General features: G+C 70.6%; 11 protein-coding genes. 4 read left to right on the top strand and 7 right to left on the bottom strand.

The features are described from left to right. The first annotated feature begins 2 nt into the window (after positions 1-2). Positions 3-1,442: a protein kinase gene (locus tag ACBR40_RS30290; protein WP_344208619.1), complete on the top strand. Its 1,440-nt coding sequence runs from the start codon at positions 3-5 to the stop codon at positions 1,440-1,442. A gap of 84 nt (positions 1,443-1,526) precedes the next feature. Here ACBR40_RS30290 and ACBR40_RS30285 read toward each other — a convergent pair whose 3' ends face one another. The 5 genes from ACBR40_RS30285 to ACBR40_RS30265 all read right to left on the bottom strand — a co-directional run bounded on the left by ACBR40_RS30285 (position 1,527) and on the right by ACBR40_RS30265 (position 6,884). Continuing rightward, positions 1,527-2,099: an ATP/GTP-binding protein gene (locus ACBR40_RS30285; protein ID WP_344208617.1), complete on the bottom strand. Its 573-nt coding sequence runs from the start codon at positions 2,097-2,099 to the stop codon at positions 1,527-1,529. Beyond that, a complete protein-coding gene (locus ACBR40_RS30280) occupies positions 2,080-2,445 on the bottom strand; it encodes a DUF742 domain-containing protein (protein ID WP_344208615.1) in 366 nt (121 codons plus the stop codon). Before ACBR40_RS30280 ends, ACBR40_RS30285 begins: the two co-directional genes overlap by 20 nt. Continuing rightward, positions 2,442-2,849: a roadblock/LC7 domain-containing protein gene (locus ACBR40_RS30275; RefSeq protein WP_329587382.1), complete on the bottom strand. Its 408-nt coding sequence runs from the start codon at positions 2,847-2,849 to the stop codon at positions 2,442-2,444. The genes ACBR40_RS30280 and ACBR40_RS30275 overlap by 4 nt, the downstream gene beginning before the upstream one ends. A 13-nt stretch (positions 2,850-2,862) precedes the next feature. Continuing rightward, positions 2,863-4,977: a nitrate- and nitrite sensing domain-containing protein gene (locus tag ACBR40_RS30270; RefSeq protein ID WP_371250945.1), complete on the bottom strand. Its 2,115-nt coding sequence runs from the start codon at positions 4,975-4,977 to the stop codon at positions 2,863-2,865. 245 nt (positions 4,978-5,222) lie between these two features. Then, positions 5,223-6,884 (bottom strand): FAD-dependent oxidoreductase, encoded by a 1,662-nt coding sequence (locus tag ACBR40_RS30265; RefSeq protein ID WP_371250944.1) that lies wholly within the window; start codon positions 6,882-6,884, stop codon positions 5,223-5,225. Between the two features lie 289 nt (positions 6,885-7,173). Between ACBR40_RS30265 and ACBR40_RS30260 the strand changes: the two genes are divergently transcribed. Beyond that, the gene (locus tag ACBR40_RS30260; RefSeq protein ID WP_344208609.1) at positions 7,174-7,836 is read left to right on the top strand and encodes a hypothetical protein; all 663 of its coding nucleotides are present in this window, start codon (positions 7,174-7,176) and stop codon (positions 7,834-7,836) included. Here the strand turns inward: ACBR40_RS30260 and ACBR40_RS30255 are convergent, their stop codons facing one another. Together ACBR40_RS30255 and wecB are read right to left on the bottom strand one after the other, a co-directional pair. After that, a complete protein-coding gene (locus tag ACBR40_RS30255; protein ID WP_371250943.1) occupies positions 7,837-9,873 on the bottom strand; it encodes a glycosyltransferase in 2,037 nt (678 codons plus the stop codon). It abuts the gene before it with no gap. Between the two features lie 55 nt (positions 9,874-9,928). Next, the gene (gene wecB, locus ACBR40_RS30250; RefSeq protein ID WP_344208604.1) at positions 9,929-11,059 is read right to left on the bottom strand and encodes a non-hydrolyzing UDP-N-acetylglucosamine 2-epimerase; all 1,131 of its coding nucleotides are present in this window, start codon (positions 11,057-11,059) and stop codon (positions 9,929-9,931) included. A 55-nt stretch (positions 11,060-11,114) separates the two neighbouring features. On the opposite strand from wecB, the gene ACBR40_RS30245 reads away from it, so the two are divergent. Together ACBR40_RS30245 and ACBR40_RS30240 are read left to right on the top strand one after the other, a co-directional pair. Then, positions 11,115-12,800 (top strand): glycosyltransferase family 4 protein, encoded by a 1,686-nt coding sequence (locus ACBR40_RS30245; RefSeq protein WP_344208602.1) that lies wholly within the window; start codon positions 11,115-11,117, stop codon positions 12,798-12,800. Positions 12,801-12,930: 130 nt separating this feature from the next. Next, positions 12,931-14,178, top strand: coding sequence for a nucleotide sugar dehydrogenase (locus tag ACBR40_RS30240; RefSeq protein WP_344208600.1), 1,248 nt, complete (start codon positions 12,931-12,933; stop codon positions 14,176-14,178). The last annotated feature ends 4 nt before the right edge of the window (positions 14,179-14,182 follow it).

Raw genomic sequence — 14,182 nt, 5'->3', positions numbered from 1 at the left:
TGGTGTCCCACTTTCTCGGTCGTTACCAGCTTGACCCCTATCGGCTCGGTCGTGGCGGGATGGGCGAGGTGTGGGGCGCCCACGACATCGTGCTCGCCCGGAAAGTGGCGATCAAGTTCGTCCTTCTGCCGGACGCGGAGCTGCACCAGAGGTTCGCCCGGGAAGCCAAGGCGCTGTCCAGCTTGGCTCACCCGGGCGTTCCCGCGCTGTACGACTTCGGGACGGTCGACGGCCGCCACTACATGATCATGCAGTACATCGAGGGGAACGGCCTGCACGACGTCATCGCCGAGCACGCGCCGCTCTCCATCGGCTGGGTGGCGTCCATCGGAGCCCAGATCGCGACCGTTCTGGAGGCTGCTCATGAGCAGGACATTCTGCATCGGGATCTGAAACCGTCCAATCTCATGCTCTGCCGGGACGGCTCGATCCGGGTTCTGGACTTCGGCCTGGCGTTCATGCATGACGCGGACATGACCACGCTCACCCAGACCGGGCAGCAGCTCGGGACCGCCGCGTACATGTCTCCCGAGCAGGTCGAAGGCAAGCGGGGGACTGTGCATGCCGACATCTATTCCTTGGGGTGCGTACTCTACGAAGCGGCCACCGGCCACCCGTTGTTCACCGGGCCCAACGATCACAGCGTGAAGACGCAGCACATCACGACGCCACCGATGCCGGCCGGGCGGCACCGGCCCGACATCCCACGTGGGCTGGATGAGCTGCTGATGGCGATGGTGGAGAAGGACCCTGCCGACAGGCCCGCGAACGTCCGCGAGGTGTACGAGCGGCTCACCCCCTACCTGTACGGCACCGAGCCGCTGGGCGACATGACGGATCGCCGCGCGAGCCCCTTGCTCTTGTACGCCCGCGCGCTGAGCCGGACCACCGTCACGGACCCGCCGAGGTCAGCGGCAGAAGCGCGGGGAGCCGGTGACGAGTTCGGCCAGGGTGACGTACGCCGTGCTCGCCGCCACGCGCAGACACTGATTCGGGAGTCCCGGTACAGCGAAGCGACCTCGACACTGGAGCGGGCCCTCGCCCGCGGGCCCGATGCGCCTGGACTGCGGGAAGAGCTGGCCGAGGCCTTCATGGCGGCGGGTGACCACCGTCGAGCGGCCCAGATATACGGCGAGTTGGCGGCGTCGAGCAAGACGGGTCAGGCGTTCTACTACCGGCTCCAGGAAGCCACCTGCCACGCTCACCTCGGCGACGTCGAACAGGCGCTGCACCTCATGACGGCACTGGTGGCCGACGTCCCGGCGGAGGATGATCCGCAGGCTTTGGAACTGCGGCGCCAGATCGGCGAGCTGGAGCGCAGCGCCGGATTGCTGGATCGGGCTCGGCGCACCCTCGCCGCACTCCTGTCCGACCTTGAGCGGATCTACGGCGCGGAGCATGCCGCGACAGAGCGCGTGCGCGAACTACTCATGTCGACGTGATGGCCTGTCCCAGATTTCAAGAACGGCCCGCACGCCGATGAACTCGGCAATGGGGCCGTCCCACCAGCCCGGCGAACGCCGTCGTCAGTTCGCCGAGGTGAGTGTCCTCAGGGAGTGCTCGACCAGGGTGATCATCACTTCCTTGGCCGAGGTGCGCCGGCGTACGTCGCACAGCATCACCGGGACGTCGTCGTCGAGGTCGAGTGCGATCCGCACGTCGTCCACGCTGTGCCGGTCGGCGCCGTCGAAGCAGTTGACGGCCACCACGAACGGCGTGCCGCGCTGCTCGAAGTAGTCGACCGACGGGAAGCAGTCGGTGAGCCGCCGGGTGTCGGCGATCACCACGGCCCCTAACGCGCCGTAGGACAGCTCGTCCCACATGAACCAGAACCGCTCCTGCCCGGGGGTGCCGAACAGGTAGACCACGAGCCCGTCGCGGATGGTGATGCGGCCGAAGTCCATCGCCACGGTCGTGGTGGTCTTGGCCTCCACGCCGTCGAGGTCGTCCACGCCGACCCCGCGGTCGGAGAGCACCTCTTCCGTGCGCAGCGGCTTGATCTCGCTGATCGACCCGACCAGGGTGGTCTTGCCGACGCCGAAGCCGCCGGCGATGAGGATCTTCAGCGCGACGGGATCCTCAGAGAGCACGGAGTCCATTGATCACTTCCTTGAGAATGCGCTCGTTCGTGCGCGGGCCTCCGGCGGAGGGCGACGACACCGAGATGAGGCCGTGGTCACGCAGATCGCCCAGGAGCACCCGGACGACACCGACGGGCAGGTCCAGCTCGACGGCCAGGTCGGCCACCGAGATCGGAGCCCGGGCAGCCCGCAGGATCAGTCGCTGCTCGGGACCGAGCTCGCCGGTCGGCGTCTCGCCGACGGCGCGCACGATCGCGACGAGGTCGAACACGTCCCCGGAGGGACGCGTACGGCCACGGATGAGAGCATAGGGCCGGACGACGGGTCCGGCCTCCTCATCGAACCACTGCGGGCTGTCGCTCATGACGCTCCGGCGCGCGGGTTGGTGGTGATGTGCTGGCCCACCCGCTTGACCAGCATGGCCATCTCGTACGCGATGTGCCCGACGTCCACGTTCGCCTCGGCGATCACGGCCAGGCAGGTGCCCTGCCCCGCCGCGGTCACGAACAGGAACGCCGACTCCATCTCCACGATGGTCTGGCGCACGTCGCCGCCGCCGAAGTGGCGTCCGGTGCCGCGGGCCAGGCTCTGGAAACCGGCCGCCACGGCCGACAGGTGCTCGGCGTCCTCCCGGATGAGCCCCTTGGAGTATCCGATCGCCAGCCCGTCGGTCGACAGGATGACCGCCTGGCGCACCGCCGCGACCCGCGACGTCAGGTCGTCAAGCAGCCAGTTCAGCTCACCGGTGTTGGTGGTCGGCACACTCATGCATCCCCCTTACTCATGGCCCCTCCTCAGAGGCTTCTTCTCGGGCGCGTTGGGTTCCCCGCTGGAAGGCGGAGAACAGGTCGCGGACCTCGTCGGGAGAGCGTTCGGCGGGCTTCTCCTCAGCGGGCGGCTGCGGCGGGCTCTGGGGCGCCTCCGCGAGCTTGGGCGAGAGGCCGGCCTGGCGTACGCGCCGGGGCAGCCCCTTGTGGGTGCCCGAGGTCACGACCGCGAGCGCCTTCTTCCTCGTACGGCTCGGCACCGCGGCCATCTCCTCGCCGCCGCTGCCGGCCGTCAGCGCGCTCTGCTCGGTCACCAGGGACCGCGGCACCAGGACGATGGCCGTGGTGCCGCCGAACGGCGAGCGCCGCAGCATGACCTTGATGCCGTGCCGTTCGGCCAGCCGCGCCACCACGAACAGGCCGAGCCGGTCGCTGTCCGCCAGGTCGAACTCGGGCGGGTTGGCGAGCATGCGGTTGGTGGCCGCGTACTCGGTGGCGGACAGGCCGAGGCCCTTGTCCTCGATCTCGATCGCGTAGCCGTTGCTGACCTGGTCGCCGCGCACGTGGACGGCGGTGTCGGGTGGCGAGTAGATGGTGGCGTTCTCGATGAGCTCGGCGACCAGGTGGGTGAGGTCGGCGGCGGCGGCGCCGTCGAACGCGCTGACCGGCATGGCCTGGACCTCGACCCTGGTGTAGTCCTCGACCTCGGCGACGGCGGCCCGGACGATGTCGATCACTGGCACCGGCTTGCGCCAGGCGCGGCCGGGCGCGGAGCCGGACAGCACGATGAGGCTCTCGGCGTGCCGCCGCATGCGGGTGGTCAGGTGGTCGAGGCGGAAGAGCTCTTCGAGCTTGTCGGGGTCGTGGGTGCGCCGCTGCATGCCGTCGAGCAGCGCGAGCTGGCGGTGCAGCAGGCCCTGCTTGCGCCGGGCGAGGTTGAGGAAGACCTGGCCGACGCCGCGGCGCAGCGCGGCCTGGCCGACGGCGGCGTTGACGGCGGTGCGCTGCACGGAGCCGAAGGCCCTGGCCACGTCGATGATCTCCGCGGATCCGCTGACCTTGATCGCCTTGGCCTCCTTCTTCACGTCGACGTCCTCGCCCTTGCGCAGCCTGGCCACGAGGTCGGGCAGGCGGCGCTCCGACAGCTCGACCGCGGCCGCGCGCAGCCCGCCGAGCTCTCCGGCCAGGCGGCGACCGAAGCGTACAGAGATGATGATCGACGCGAGCACCGCGATCAACCCGACGCCGCCCGCGACGGCGATCTGGACGACGGTGGCGGTGGCGGCCTCGGAGGTGCGGGCGGCCAGGGCCTCGGAGGCGGTCCGGGCGTCCTTGTCGAGCTGGGCGCTGAGCTTGTCGAGGGTGTCGGTCCAGGCGGTGCCGTTCGTGGGCGGCGTGCCGGTCTGGGCGATCCGCGCCTCCATGGCGACGAAGGTCTGGAAGGTGTCGGAGGCGAAGAGCTGCTCGTACGGCCGCCGCATCGTCACGTCGAGACCGGCGAGGCCGCGCGCGTGCAGGAAGCGGCGCGAGGCGGCGTACTCGGTGAAGGCGGAGACCTCGGACCCGCTGAGCCGCTGCCGGCCGATCCCCACGAGGACGAGCGCCTGCTCCCTGGCGATGTACTCCCTGGCCAGGCCCATGGTCTGCATCGCGGTGGCCTGCTGGACGATGGCCAGGTCGGTGACGGTGAGCAGCTGGGAGTAGACGGCGAACAGCGCGTCGACGATGGTGTTGTACGCGGTCAGCCCGCCCAGTCGGGAGCCGCGCCCGGCGTCGATGTCCGCCCTGACGGGGCCGAGCCGGTCGAGCGCGGGCCAGAGCGCGCTCAGCGGGCCGCGTACGTCGGCGGCGGCGCCGCCCCCGGCCTCGGCGACGGCGATGCGGAGGTCTTCGACCGCGCGGTCGGTACGGGCGCGCTGGGCGCCGAGCACCTCGGTGAGCTCACGCGTCGTGAGCGCCTCGGCGGTGCGCATGCGCTCGGCCTGGAGCTGAATTGCCAGGTCGGAGGTGGCGACGCCGATGGTCCGGTAAAGCGTGCCGCCGCGGAGCAGTGACTGGGCGTCGCCCATGGTGAGGTTGAGGACGAAACCCCAGAGCGCGCTCAGAGACAGGAGGGGTAGCAGCAGCAATAAGAAGATCTTGAACCGAATAGACCGGTTTCGCGAGCCCATGTCCCAACCTCGAGTCGGGGGCATTTCCACACCTTGTGTAAATACACCTCCGGAAGATCGCACAGGAGACTAGCACCGTTTACGCTTCCGGCGCAGTGGGAGGAACACGTTCATTACCGTGATTATTGGGACAAGATCCCCCGGCAGTGGCGGGCCGTGAGCCGAGCCGTCGCCGCCCATCCCCGGCTCGACCAGCGCGGATCTCACCCCGTCAGCTCCTCCACCGCGCGGAAGGCCGCCGTCACGGCGGCGTCGGCGCGGGCGGCGGGCGCCGCGTCCGAGCCCGCGATCGCGATCCGCCCGAACCGGCGGCGGGCCGCCTCTGCCGGGTACGGCCCGTCCGGGTAGAAGGCGTGCCAGGGCCGGCAGTACTCCGGCGCGTTCCCGTGGCCCCAGCGGTTGACCGTGATGCCCTCGACGTCCCGCGCGGGGTCGAAGCCCGCCGGGCCGAGCAGCCGGGCCAGCTGCTCGCGGATCGTACGCTCCAGCACCTCGTACGGCGTCCTGATGAGCTCACGCCGGCCCGCCGCCGCCCCCGCCTTCGGCCCCAGCTCCGCCCGGCACGGCGTGGCCAGCAGGTGCACCTCGGCCGGCCCGCCCGCCCGCCGGGGCGTCTCCAGCTCGGCGAGCGACCAGTACGCCCCCGTCCACCGCACCCTGCGCACCCCGGCCCGCCGCCAGGCGTCCCAGTCGCGCACCCGTACGCTCGCGTGCAGCAGCGGCACCCGTACCGCCTCGCCCAGCGCCTGGCGCTGCTCGTCGGGCAGCTCCGGCACCAGGTACGGGATCACCGCGCTCCAGCAGGCCAGGATGACCGACCCGGCCGCCACGCTCCTGACCCGGTGCCCGTCGAAGTAGGCGACCTCGGCCGCCCCCTCGCCGTCGCGCACCGACACGACCGGGCTGGACAGCCGGAACCGCACCCGGTCGCCCGGCCGGTCGGGGGAGCCGGGGTCGGGCAGCAGGCGCGCGACCATCGTGCGCACCAGCGCCTGGTTCCCCTCGGGGAAGAGGTGGACCTCGCCGGCTCCCCACTGCCTCCTGACCGTCGGCGAGTTGTACCGCGACGGCTTGTCCTTCTCCAGCCCGAGCCCGCCGAACCCCGGATAGCCGGTGCCCCAGGCGTCGATCGCGCCGAGCGCCCGGGTGTCGTAGCCCCACTCGGGGCAGGACATGCTCCGGCAGAAGCGCTCCACGTCCGGGTGCGCGCCGCACGCCTCCAGCAGGAACGCCGAGTACGTCAGCCCGGCCAGCCGTTCCTGCTTGGCCTCGGCGGGCAGCCCGGGGAACCAGTCGGGAGGGTCGTGGCGGAGCCTGCGCAGGTCGTCCCTGGCGCGGGCGGCGATCGGCAGCCGCGCGACCCAGTCGCCGGTGAGCCGGACCAGCGTGTCGGCGCCGAAGCTCTCCTCGTCGCACATGACCGCGTCCACCAGCCCGGCGCCGGTCCGGCCGGGGGCGCTCTGGCGGTGGAACATCACCCGCCGCGCCTGCCCGCCGATCTCGTCGTGGTTGTCGATGACCAGCACGCTCGCGCCCGGCCGGCGGCGCAGCCACTCGCCGGCCGCGCTGACGCCGCTGAGCCCGCCGCCGACCACGACGAGGTCGTAGCTCTCGCCGGTGGGCTCGGGCGGGCCGGCGTACTGCCAGAAGCGGCCGTCCCTGAGCGCGTGCGGCACGCTGAGGGCCTCGGGGGCGCCGCCGCCGAACCCATAGGCCGAGGACGACGGGGACGACGGGGCCGACGGCGCCGCCTCGGCCGGGCTCACGGAGACCACGCTCCCCAGGGCGCCCACCGCGATGCCGTCGAAGAAGTCGCGGCGGGAAATGGACAGATTCATCCCGAGGTCCCGTGGCGTCAGAGTCATGGCGCGATCATCGGCAGCCCCGGAAGGGCCGGGTACGGGGACGCGCAGCGCCCAGAGAAACATTTTGCGCGGCCTATTACGGCGAATGCCGATTTGGCTCCTTGATCCGTAGCGGGGCCGTCGCCGCAGGTGAAGGTGGTTGTCCGACCGGTGCCGACAAACCCGCTGAATTCCGCAGATAACGACGTTGCCGGGGTGGCGGGCCCGCGACTCCTCTAACGTTCACGAGAATGCCGCCAATGGAATGGGAGAACTCATGCTTAAGGCCGTTTCCGGCATATTCCTGAGCATGATGGCCGTCGCCGGATGCTCGTCGTCGGAGGCGCAGGCCCCGCCCGCCGCCGCCGACGCGGCCGTCGAGCCGGCGCAGGGCGCCGGGTCGCCGCCCGCCGACGCCGCGAAGCTGCGGGCCGCGCTGCTGCCCGTGCCCGAGGGGATGCACATCTCGTACGGCCCGGAGCTGGGCGCGTTCGGCTCGCTCAAGTCCACCCAGCAGGGCCTCGCCGCGGTTCGCCAGGCCCGGCTGGAGCGTCCGGAGTGCGCCGGCGCGGCCCAGCTCGACGCCGCGCGGCCCGACGTGGCCAAGGCCCCCGCCGCCGTGATCGCCTTCGCCGCCGAGCGCGGCTCGATCACCCAGGCCGTGGTCGCGCTGCCGTCGGCAGCCTTCCCCGCGCCGCTGCCGGCGAAGTGCGCCTCCTACACCGCCGACGTCGACGGCGCCAAGGTCGTCTACCGGACCCGCATGCTGCCCATGCCGGCGAAGGGCGACCAGTCGCGCGCCTACCTCACCACGGCCGCCGGCGGGAAGGAGAGCGCCGAGATCGGCTCGGTGATGATCCGGCGGGGCAACCTCATCATGAGCATGCTCGTCGTGGGCCGCCAGGTGCAGCCGGACGGCCTCTACGAGCTGGCCAAGCTGGCCGACCAGAACCTCGCCAGGGTCAAGCGCTGATCAGATGAGCACGTGGTCGTCCGGCCGCCCGACGAAGGCGAACTGCGCGTTGCGGGTCAGCTTGATGTGGTCGGCCTGCCAGGTGTGCATCGAGGCGTCGGCGCTGCGCCAGTAGACGAAGTTGAAGCGGTCCGCCGAGTAGATCTTGACGGAGTCCTCCTTGAGCCGCCGCACCAGCTCGGTGTCCTCCCCCCGGGTGATGTCGGCGAACCGGTAGGAGCGGAACATGTCCGCCTTGCCGAGGAACGTCCCGCCCTGCACCAGGAACGAGTAGCGGTGCTCCAGGCCGGGCAGCCGCAGCATCGTGGTGTTGGAGCCCTCGAAGTAGGCGTAGTGCGCGCCCTTGCCGACCAGCTCGGCGTCGGAGTAGTCGAAGGCCCGCACCAGGTCCGACAGGTAGTGCTCGCCGTAGAGGTTGTCGTCGTCCATCTTGGCGATGAGGTCGCCCTCGGCAGCCGAGATGCCGAGGTTCATGCACGCGCCGAGCGACAGCTCGGCGGCGGCGGGCAGCACCACGACGTCGGTGATCCCGGCCATGCGGGCCTTGTCGGCCACCACGACGGGGTCGATGTCGAGGCCGTGCAGCACCATGACGAGCTGGAGCGGCCGGTGGAGCTGCTTGGCCACCGACGAGATGGCGTGCTCGATCTGGGAGGCGCGGTTGGTGGGCAGCACGACCGAGATCGAGCGGGTGCGCGGCTCGACGTGGTGGCCGAGGTCCTGGAGGATCTGGTCCACGCGGTGCGAGAACAGGTGCTTGTCGAAGACCTCGCGCATGGCGAGGTGGCCCATCCTGGCGCGCAGCTCGGGGCTGTTGATCAGGTGCAGCACCTGGTTGTACGACTCGACCGGCTCGCGCGCGACGGGAATGAGGTCGCCGAAGGTCTCCTCGATGGCCCGTGACCAGCCGGTCACGACCGGGGTCGCGCACGCCGACAGCTCGAAGACCCGCCGCGCGCACATGGTCGGCGAGTCGAGCACGGAGTTGACGTTGAGGAAGACCTTGTACATCCGGTACGCCGACAGCATCTGGTCGTAGGGCAGCTCGCCCACGATGTGCGGCCGGTACTTCTCGGGCCAGGCGTACTTCTCGTCCACCTCGCCGTTGCGGGCGAAGATGTGCAGGCCCAGCTCGCGCACCGGGTCGAGGACGGTCTCCATCTGCTCGCGGCGCTCGGGGTGCTTGTCGCGGAAGTACATCCCGGCGAAGACCACGTCGTGGAGGCGGCCCTGCTTCTGCTGGATCGGGTTGTGGACGCGCGGCTGGGCGGCGAACTGCAGCACATCAACCCGGTCGTGTCCCAAAATTTCCCGATACTTCGGCAGCATGTCGCCGTCGCACGTGAACACGTAGTCGAACAGCTTGGCCGTGTCGATGAAGAAGTCGAAGTTCGGCGGGTCCTCCTTGTTCCAGAAGACCGTCGGGATGCCCTCGCTCCTGCACCAGGCCACCAGCTCGCGCAGCGGCTCCTTGGGCGCGTTGGTCCCGGTCATCTGGTAGCGCCAGCGGCCCTGGTTGCCATGCCAGGCCGACTCGCAGAACAGCAGGTCGGGCCGCTTGTCGGCGAAGATCTCCGGCCAGTCCTTGAGCCCGAACTCGATCTGGTCCCACTCGTAGCGGAAGGCCATGCGGGAGAAGTCGTCGAGGATCACCGCGACCTTGAGGTCCGGCCGGTTGACCGGGCCGGCCGGCCACTTCACGGCCGGCACCTCGACCAGCGGGGGCCGGTTGTTCGCCAGCTCGACGGCCTCGGTGACGGGCATCGGCGGCTTCGGCGCGCGCTCCTTTGAGCGGACCGCGTCCATGATCTTCCCCGGGCTCTTCGAGCCCAGGGCCTCGCCCAGCTTATACGTCCGCTTGGCCTGGGTCGCCTCCAGCTTCCACGTCGCGTACGCGGCCTTGGCCTCGGCGATCTCCAGGCGTCGCCGCAGCTCCCTGAGCTCCGCCTCGTGACGCTCGACGACCTTGCGCTCCTCGGGCAGCCAGTTGACGGGACCGAGTCGCTGGAACGAGGGGGGCTCAGGGGTTTCGGCCATGGTGATGACGCCTAACGCTCAGGGGAGATTTGCCATGTTACGCCGCCGATGGTGACTATTCGGGGCGTTTTGCCTGGGAAGCCGGTGCCAGGTTGTCGCCCTTGAGCCAGCCGGCGATCACCGTGGCGATGCGCGGCCCGGCCTTGCCGTCCCACAGCACCGGCAGCTCGCCGGCCGGGGTGGCCGCGCCGTCGGCCAGCGCCTTCTCCGCCGCGGCGGGCAGCAGGGCGGGGGTGACCAGGCGGTTCGTGCCATGCGTGATGGTGATCGGCCGCTCGGTGTTGGGCCGCAGGGTGAGGCAGGGGACGCCCAGCATCGTCGTCTCCTCCTGCACGCCGCCGGAGTCGGTGACGACCAGGGCGGCACCGCGCACGAGTGAGAGGAAGTCCACATAGCCGAGCGGATCGACGACCCTGACCGTCCCGCCGTCCACGAGACCGGCCTCGGCCAGCCTGGCCTTGCCGCGCGGGTGCACCGGCACCACGACCGGGACCTGCCGCGAGACCTCCAGCACCGCGTCCACCAGCTCCTTGGCGGCCTCGGGGGTGTCCACGTTGGCCGGGCGGTGCAGGGTCGCGACGGCATACCGGTCCGGTATGCCGAGCCGCGCGACCACGGGGGCCGGGTCCAGCGCGGGGAGGGCGGCGTACAGGCTGTCGATCATGGGGTTGCCCACCAGGTGCACCTTGGAGGCCGGCACGCCCTCGCCGGCCAGGTACGCGAGCGCCTCGGGCGAGGTGGCGAAGAGCAGGTCGGCGAGGGCGTCGGTGACGACCCGGTTGACCTCCTCGGGCATGCCCCGGTCGAACGAGCGCAGCCCCGCCTCCACATGCGCCGTCCGCACGCCGAGCTTGGCGCAGACGAGGATGGCGGCGAGGGTCGAGTTGACGTCGCCGTAGACCACGACCAGGTCGGGGTCGTGCTCCTCGACGACCTCCTCCAGCCCGACGAGCAGGGCCGCCGTCTGCTTCGCGTGGCTGCCCGAGCCGACCCCGAGATTGGCCACCGGCTCCGGCAGGCCGAGGTCGGCGAAGAACACGTCGGACATCAGGGCGTCGTAGTGCTGACCGGTGTGGATGATGCCCTGCCGCACGCCGAGCTCGCCGAGTGCCCGCACCACCGGGGCCGCTTTCACGAAATTGGGACGAGCTCCCAATACGTGGAGGACCAGGGGGTTCTCCCTCATGACCTCGCCTTTCATAGCGGAAGGGAAAAAACGCTGCCTATGGTACGGTCACCGCGTGGCATCCGACGCCAGTCGTCAAGACTCCTCCCAAAGCGCCGGCAGGGTTTCCGCGAAGTCCGCCCGCGCCGGTGTCGGCGGGCTTCTCAAGGGCTTCGTCCAGCACCCGATCATCGTCTCCCGCGTCGTCGCGACCAAGGTCAAGTCCGACCCCGTCCGCGTCGCCCAGGCGGCCGCCGACGCGCTCCCGCCCCGGCTGCGCCCCATTGTGGGCAGCGTGGCCTGGCCCGCGGCCCGGGGCGCCCGGCGCATGGTGCGCAAGTTCGGCATGCGGGTGCTCAAGGGCCCGTGGAACGAGGCCAAGGCGCACTGGGACGCCGGCCGGGTCAGCGAGGCCGCCGCCGTGCTGGAAGCCCACACGAAATACCCGTTCATCAAGCGCAGGGCCGCCTACTACCGCGGTGAGCTGGCCGCCATCAGCCCCGACCCGATCCCGCCCGGCCCCAAGGTGGCCATCCTGGAGCGGGTCAAGGGCCGGGTCCTGCACCTGGTCACCAACGCGCTGCCGTACACGCAGGCCGGCTACACCGTGCGCACCCACCGCATCGTCACCTCGCAGAAGGCCGCGGGGCTCGACCCGCACGTGGTCACGAGCTGGGGCTGGCCGATGATGCAGGGGCACGCGGACGCGCCGCCGTACGAGGAGATCGACGGCATCCCCTACTACCGGCACCTGCCGGACGGGCACGGCGAGGTGCCCTTCGAGATGCGCGGCCGCATGGTCAGGGGCGCCGACTCGGTCACCAGGCTCGTCACCGAGCTGCGCCCGCAGGTCCTGCACGCCGCCACCGACCACCGCAACGGCTCGGTGGCGCACGCCGTGCGCGACCGTACGGGCACGCCGTTCGTCTACGAGGTGCGCGGCTTCCTGGAGGAGACCTGGGCCTCCCGCGACCCGATCCGGGTCGGCAGCGAGCGGCACGTGCTCCAGCGCGAGCGCGAGGCGTTCCTGATGCGCGAGGCCGACGCGGTGGTCACGCTGGCCGAGACCATGGCCACGGAGATCGTCGAGCGCGGCGTGCCCAGGGAGCGCATCCACCTCGCGCCCAACGCCGTGGACGACTCCCTGCTCACCGCCCGCTACGACGGCGCCTCCTTCCGCGCCGCGCACGGCATCGAGCCCGGCGAGATCGTCGTCGGCTCGGTGTCGAGCATCGTGGCCTACGAGGGCTTCGCCACCCTGCTGCGGGCCGGCGCGCTGCTGCGCGACGCGGGCACGCCGGTGCGGGTGCTCATCGTGGGCGACGGCGCCGAGCGGGAGAACCTGCTGGCGCTGGTCGAGGAGCTGGGGCTCAAGGACGCGATCCTGCCCGGCCGGGTCGGCCCCGACGAGGCGCTGCAGGCCCAGGACGCCATCGACATCTTCGCCTGCCCGCGCGAGGACCTGCGGGTCTGCCGGCTGGTGACGCCGCTGAAGCCGGTCGAGGCCATGGCGCTCGGCAAGCCGGTGGTGCTCAGCGACCTGCCCGCCCTGTCGGAGCTGGTCGGCTCCGACGGCGCCGGCCTGCTGGTGCCGCCGGGCGACCCCGAGGCGCTGGCGGAGGCCGTCGCCGGGCTGCGGGAGGACCCTGCCAGGCGGGCCGAGATGGGCGAGGCCGGCCGCGCGGAGGTGGCCGCCAAGCGGACCTGGAGCCGCGTTGCCGAGACCTACCGGTCCCTTTACCAGTCGCTTGCCGAAAGTTGACCTTCGTGTTGGCTGTACGTTGTGACGGTTTCGGTCGCATTAGGCGTGAGCTAGGTGGACTTGAGATAACCTTTGCCACCATGAAGTGTTGTATCCGGCTCCCAAAGGCACAGCTGTGACAGAAATAGACTTGGCTGTCATCGGCCTGGGCTACGTCGGCATGCCGCTCGCCAAGGAGGCGGTCGGCGCTGGTCTGCGCGTTGTCGGTGTGGACGTCGACCCCCGCAAGGTCGAGGCGCTCACCGCGGGACAGTCCTACATCGACGACCTGACCGACGCCGACCTTGAGCACATGCTGGCCAACGGTTTCACCGCCACGCTCGACGAGAGCGTGCTGGCCCGGAGCAACACCATCGTCATCTGCGTCCCGACGCCGCTGGACGAGGACCACCGTCCGGACCTCTCCGCCGTCGAGGGCGCCGCCAAGGCCGTCGCCCGCAACCTCACCAAGGGCACCCTCGTCGTGCTGGAGTCCACCACGTGGCCCGGCACCACCGACGAGCTGGTCCGCCCTCTGCTCGAGGGCTCGGGGCTGACCGCCGGCGAGGACTTCCACCTGGCCTTCTCGCCCGAGCGCATCGACCCGGGCAACCCCAAGTTCGGCCTGCGCAACACCCCCAAGGTCGTCGGCGGCTACACCGCGACCTGCCGGGACCGCGCGACGGCGTTCTACGGCCGCTTCATCGAGCAGGTCGTGCCGGTCAGCGGCACCCGCGAGGCCGAGATGGCCAAGCTGCTGGAGAACACCTACCGGCACGTGAACATCGCCCTCGTCAACGAGATGGCGATCTTCTGCGACGAGCTCGGCGTCAACCTGTGGGAGTCGATAGAGGCGGCGGCGACCAAGCCGTTCGGCTTCCAGAAGTTCTTGCCGGGACCGGGCGTCGGCGGCCACTGCATCCCCGTGGACCCGTCCTACCTGTCCTACACCGTGCGCAAGCTCGGCTACCCGTTCCGGTTCGTGGAGCTGGCGCAGGAGATCAACGAGCGGATGCCGTCGTACGTGGTGGCGCGCGTCCAGCGATTGCTCAACCGGCATAAGAAGCCCGTGAACGGCGCCAAAGTCGTTATGCTCGGCGTCACCTACAAACCGGATATCGCCGACGAGAGGGAGACCCCGGCACTGCCGGTGGCCCGCGCGCTGCTCGAACTGGGCGCCGATCTCTCGTTCGCGGACCCGTACGTCAAGGAGTGGTCGGTGGACGGCACCCCGGTGCCGCGTGAAGAGGATCTGGCCGAGGCCGTGGTCGACGCGGACGTCACGCTGCTGCTTCAGCAGCATGCCGCGTTCGATCTCGACATGGTCGAGGCGAAGGCCAGGCTCGTGCTCGACACCCGCGGCGTGCTCGCCGAGGGTGAACGCGTCGAGCGGCTGTAGCGAC

The sequence above is a fragment of the Nonomuraea sp. AD125B genome (assembly GCF_041402765.1).
Classification (GTDB): domain Bacteria; phylum Actinomycetota; class Actinomycetes; order Streptosporangiales; family Streptosporangiaceae; genus Nonomuraea; species Nonomuraea bangladeshensis.
This window is presented reverse-complemented; position numbering and strand designations above follow the sequence as displayed.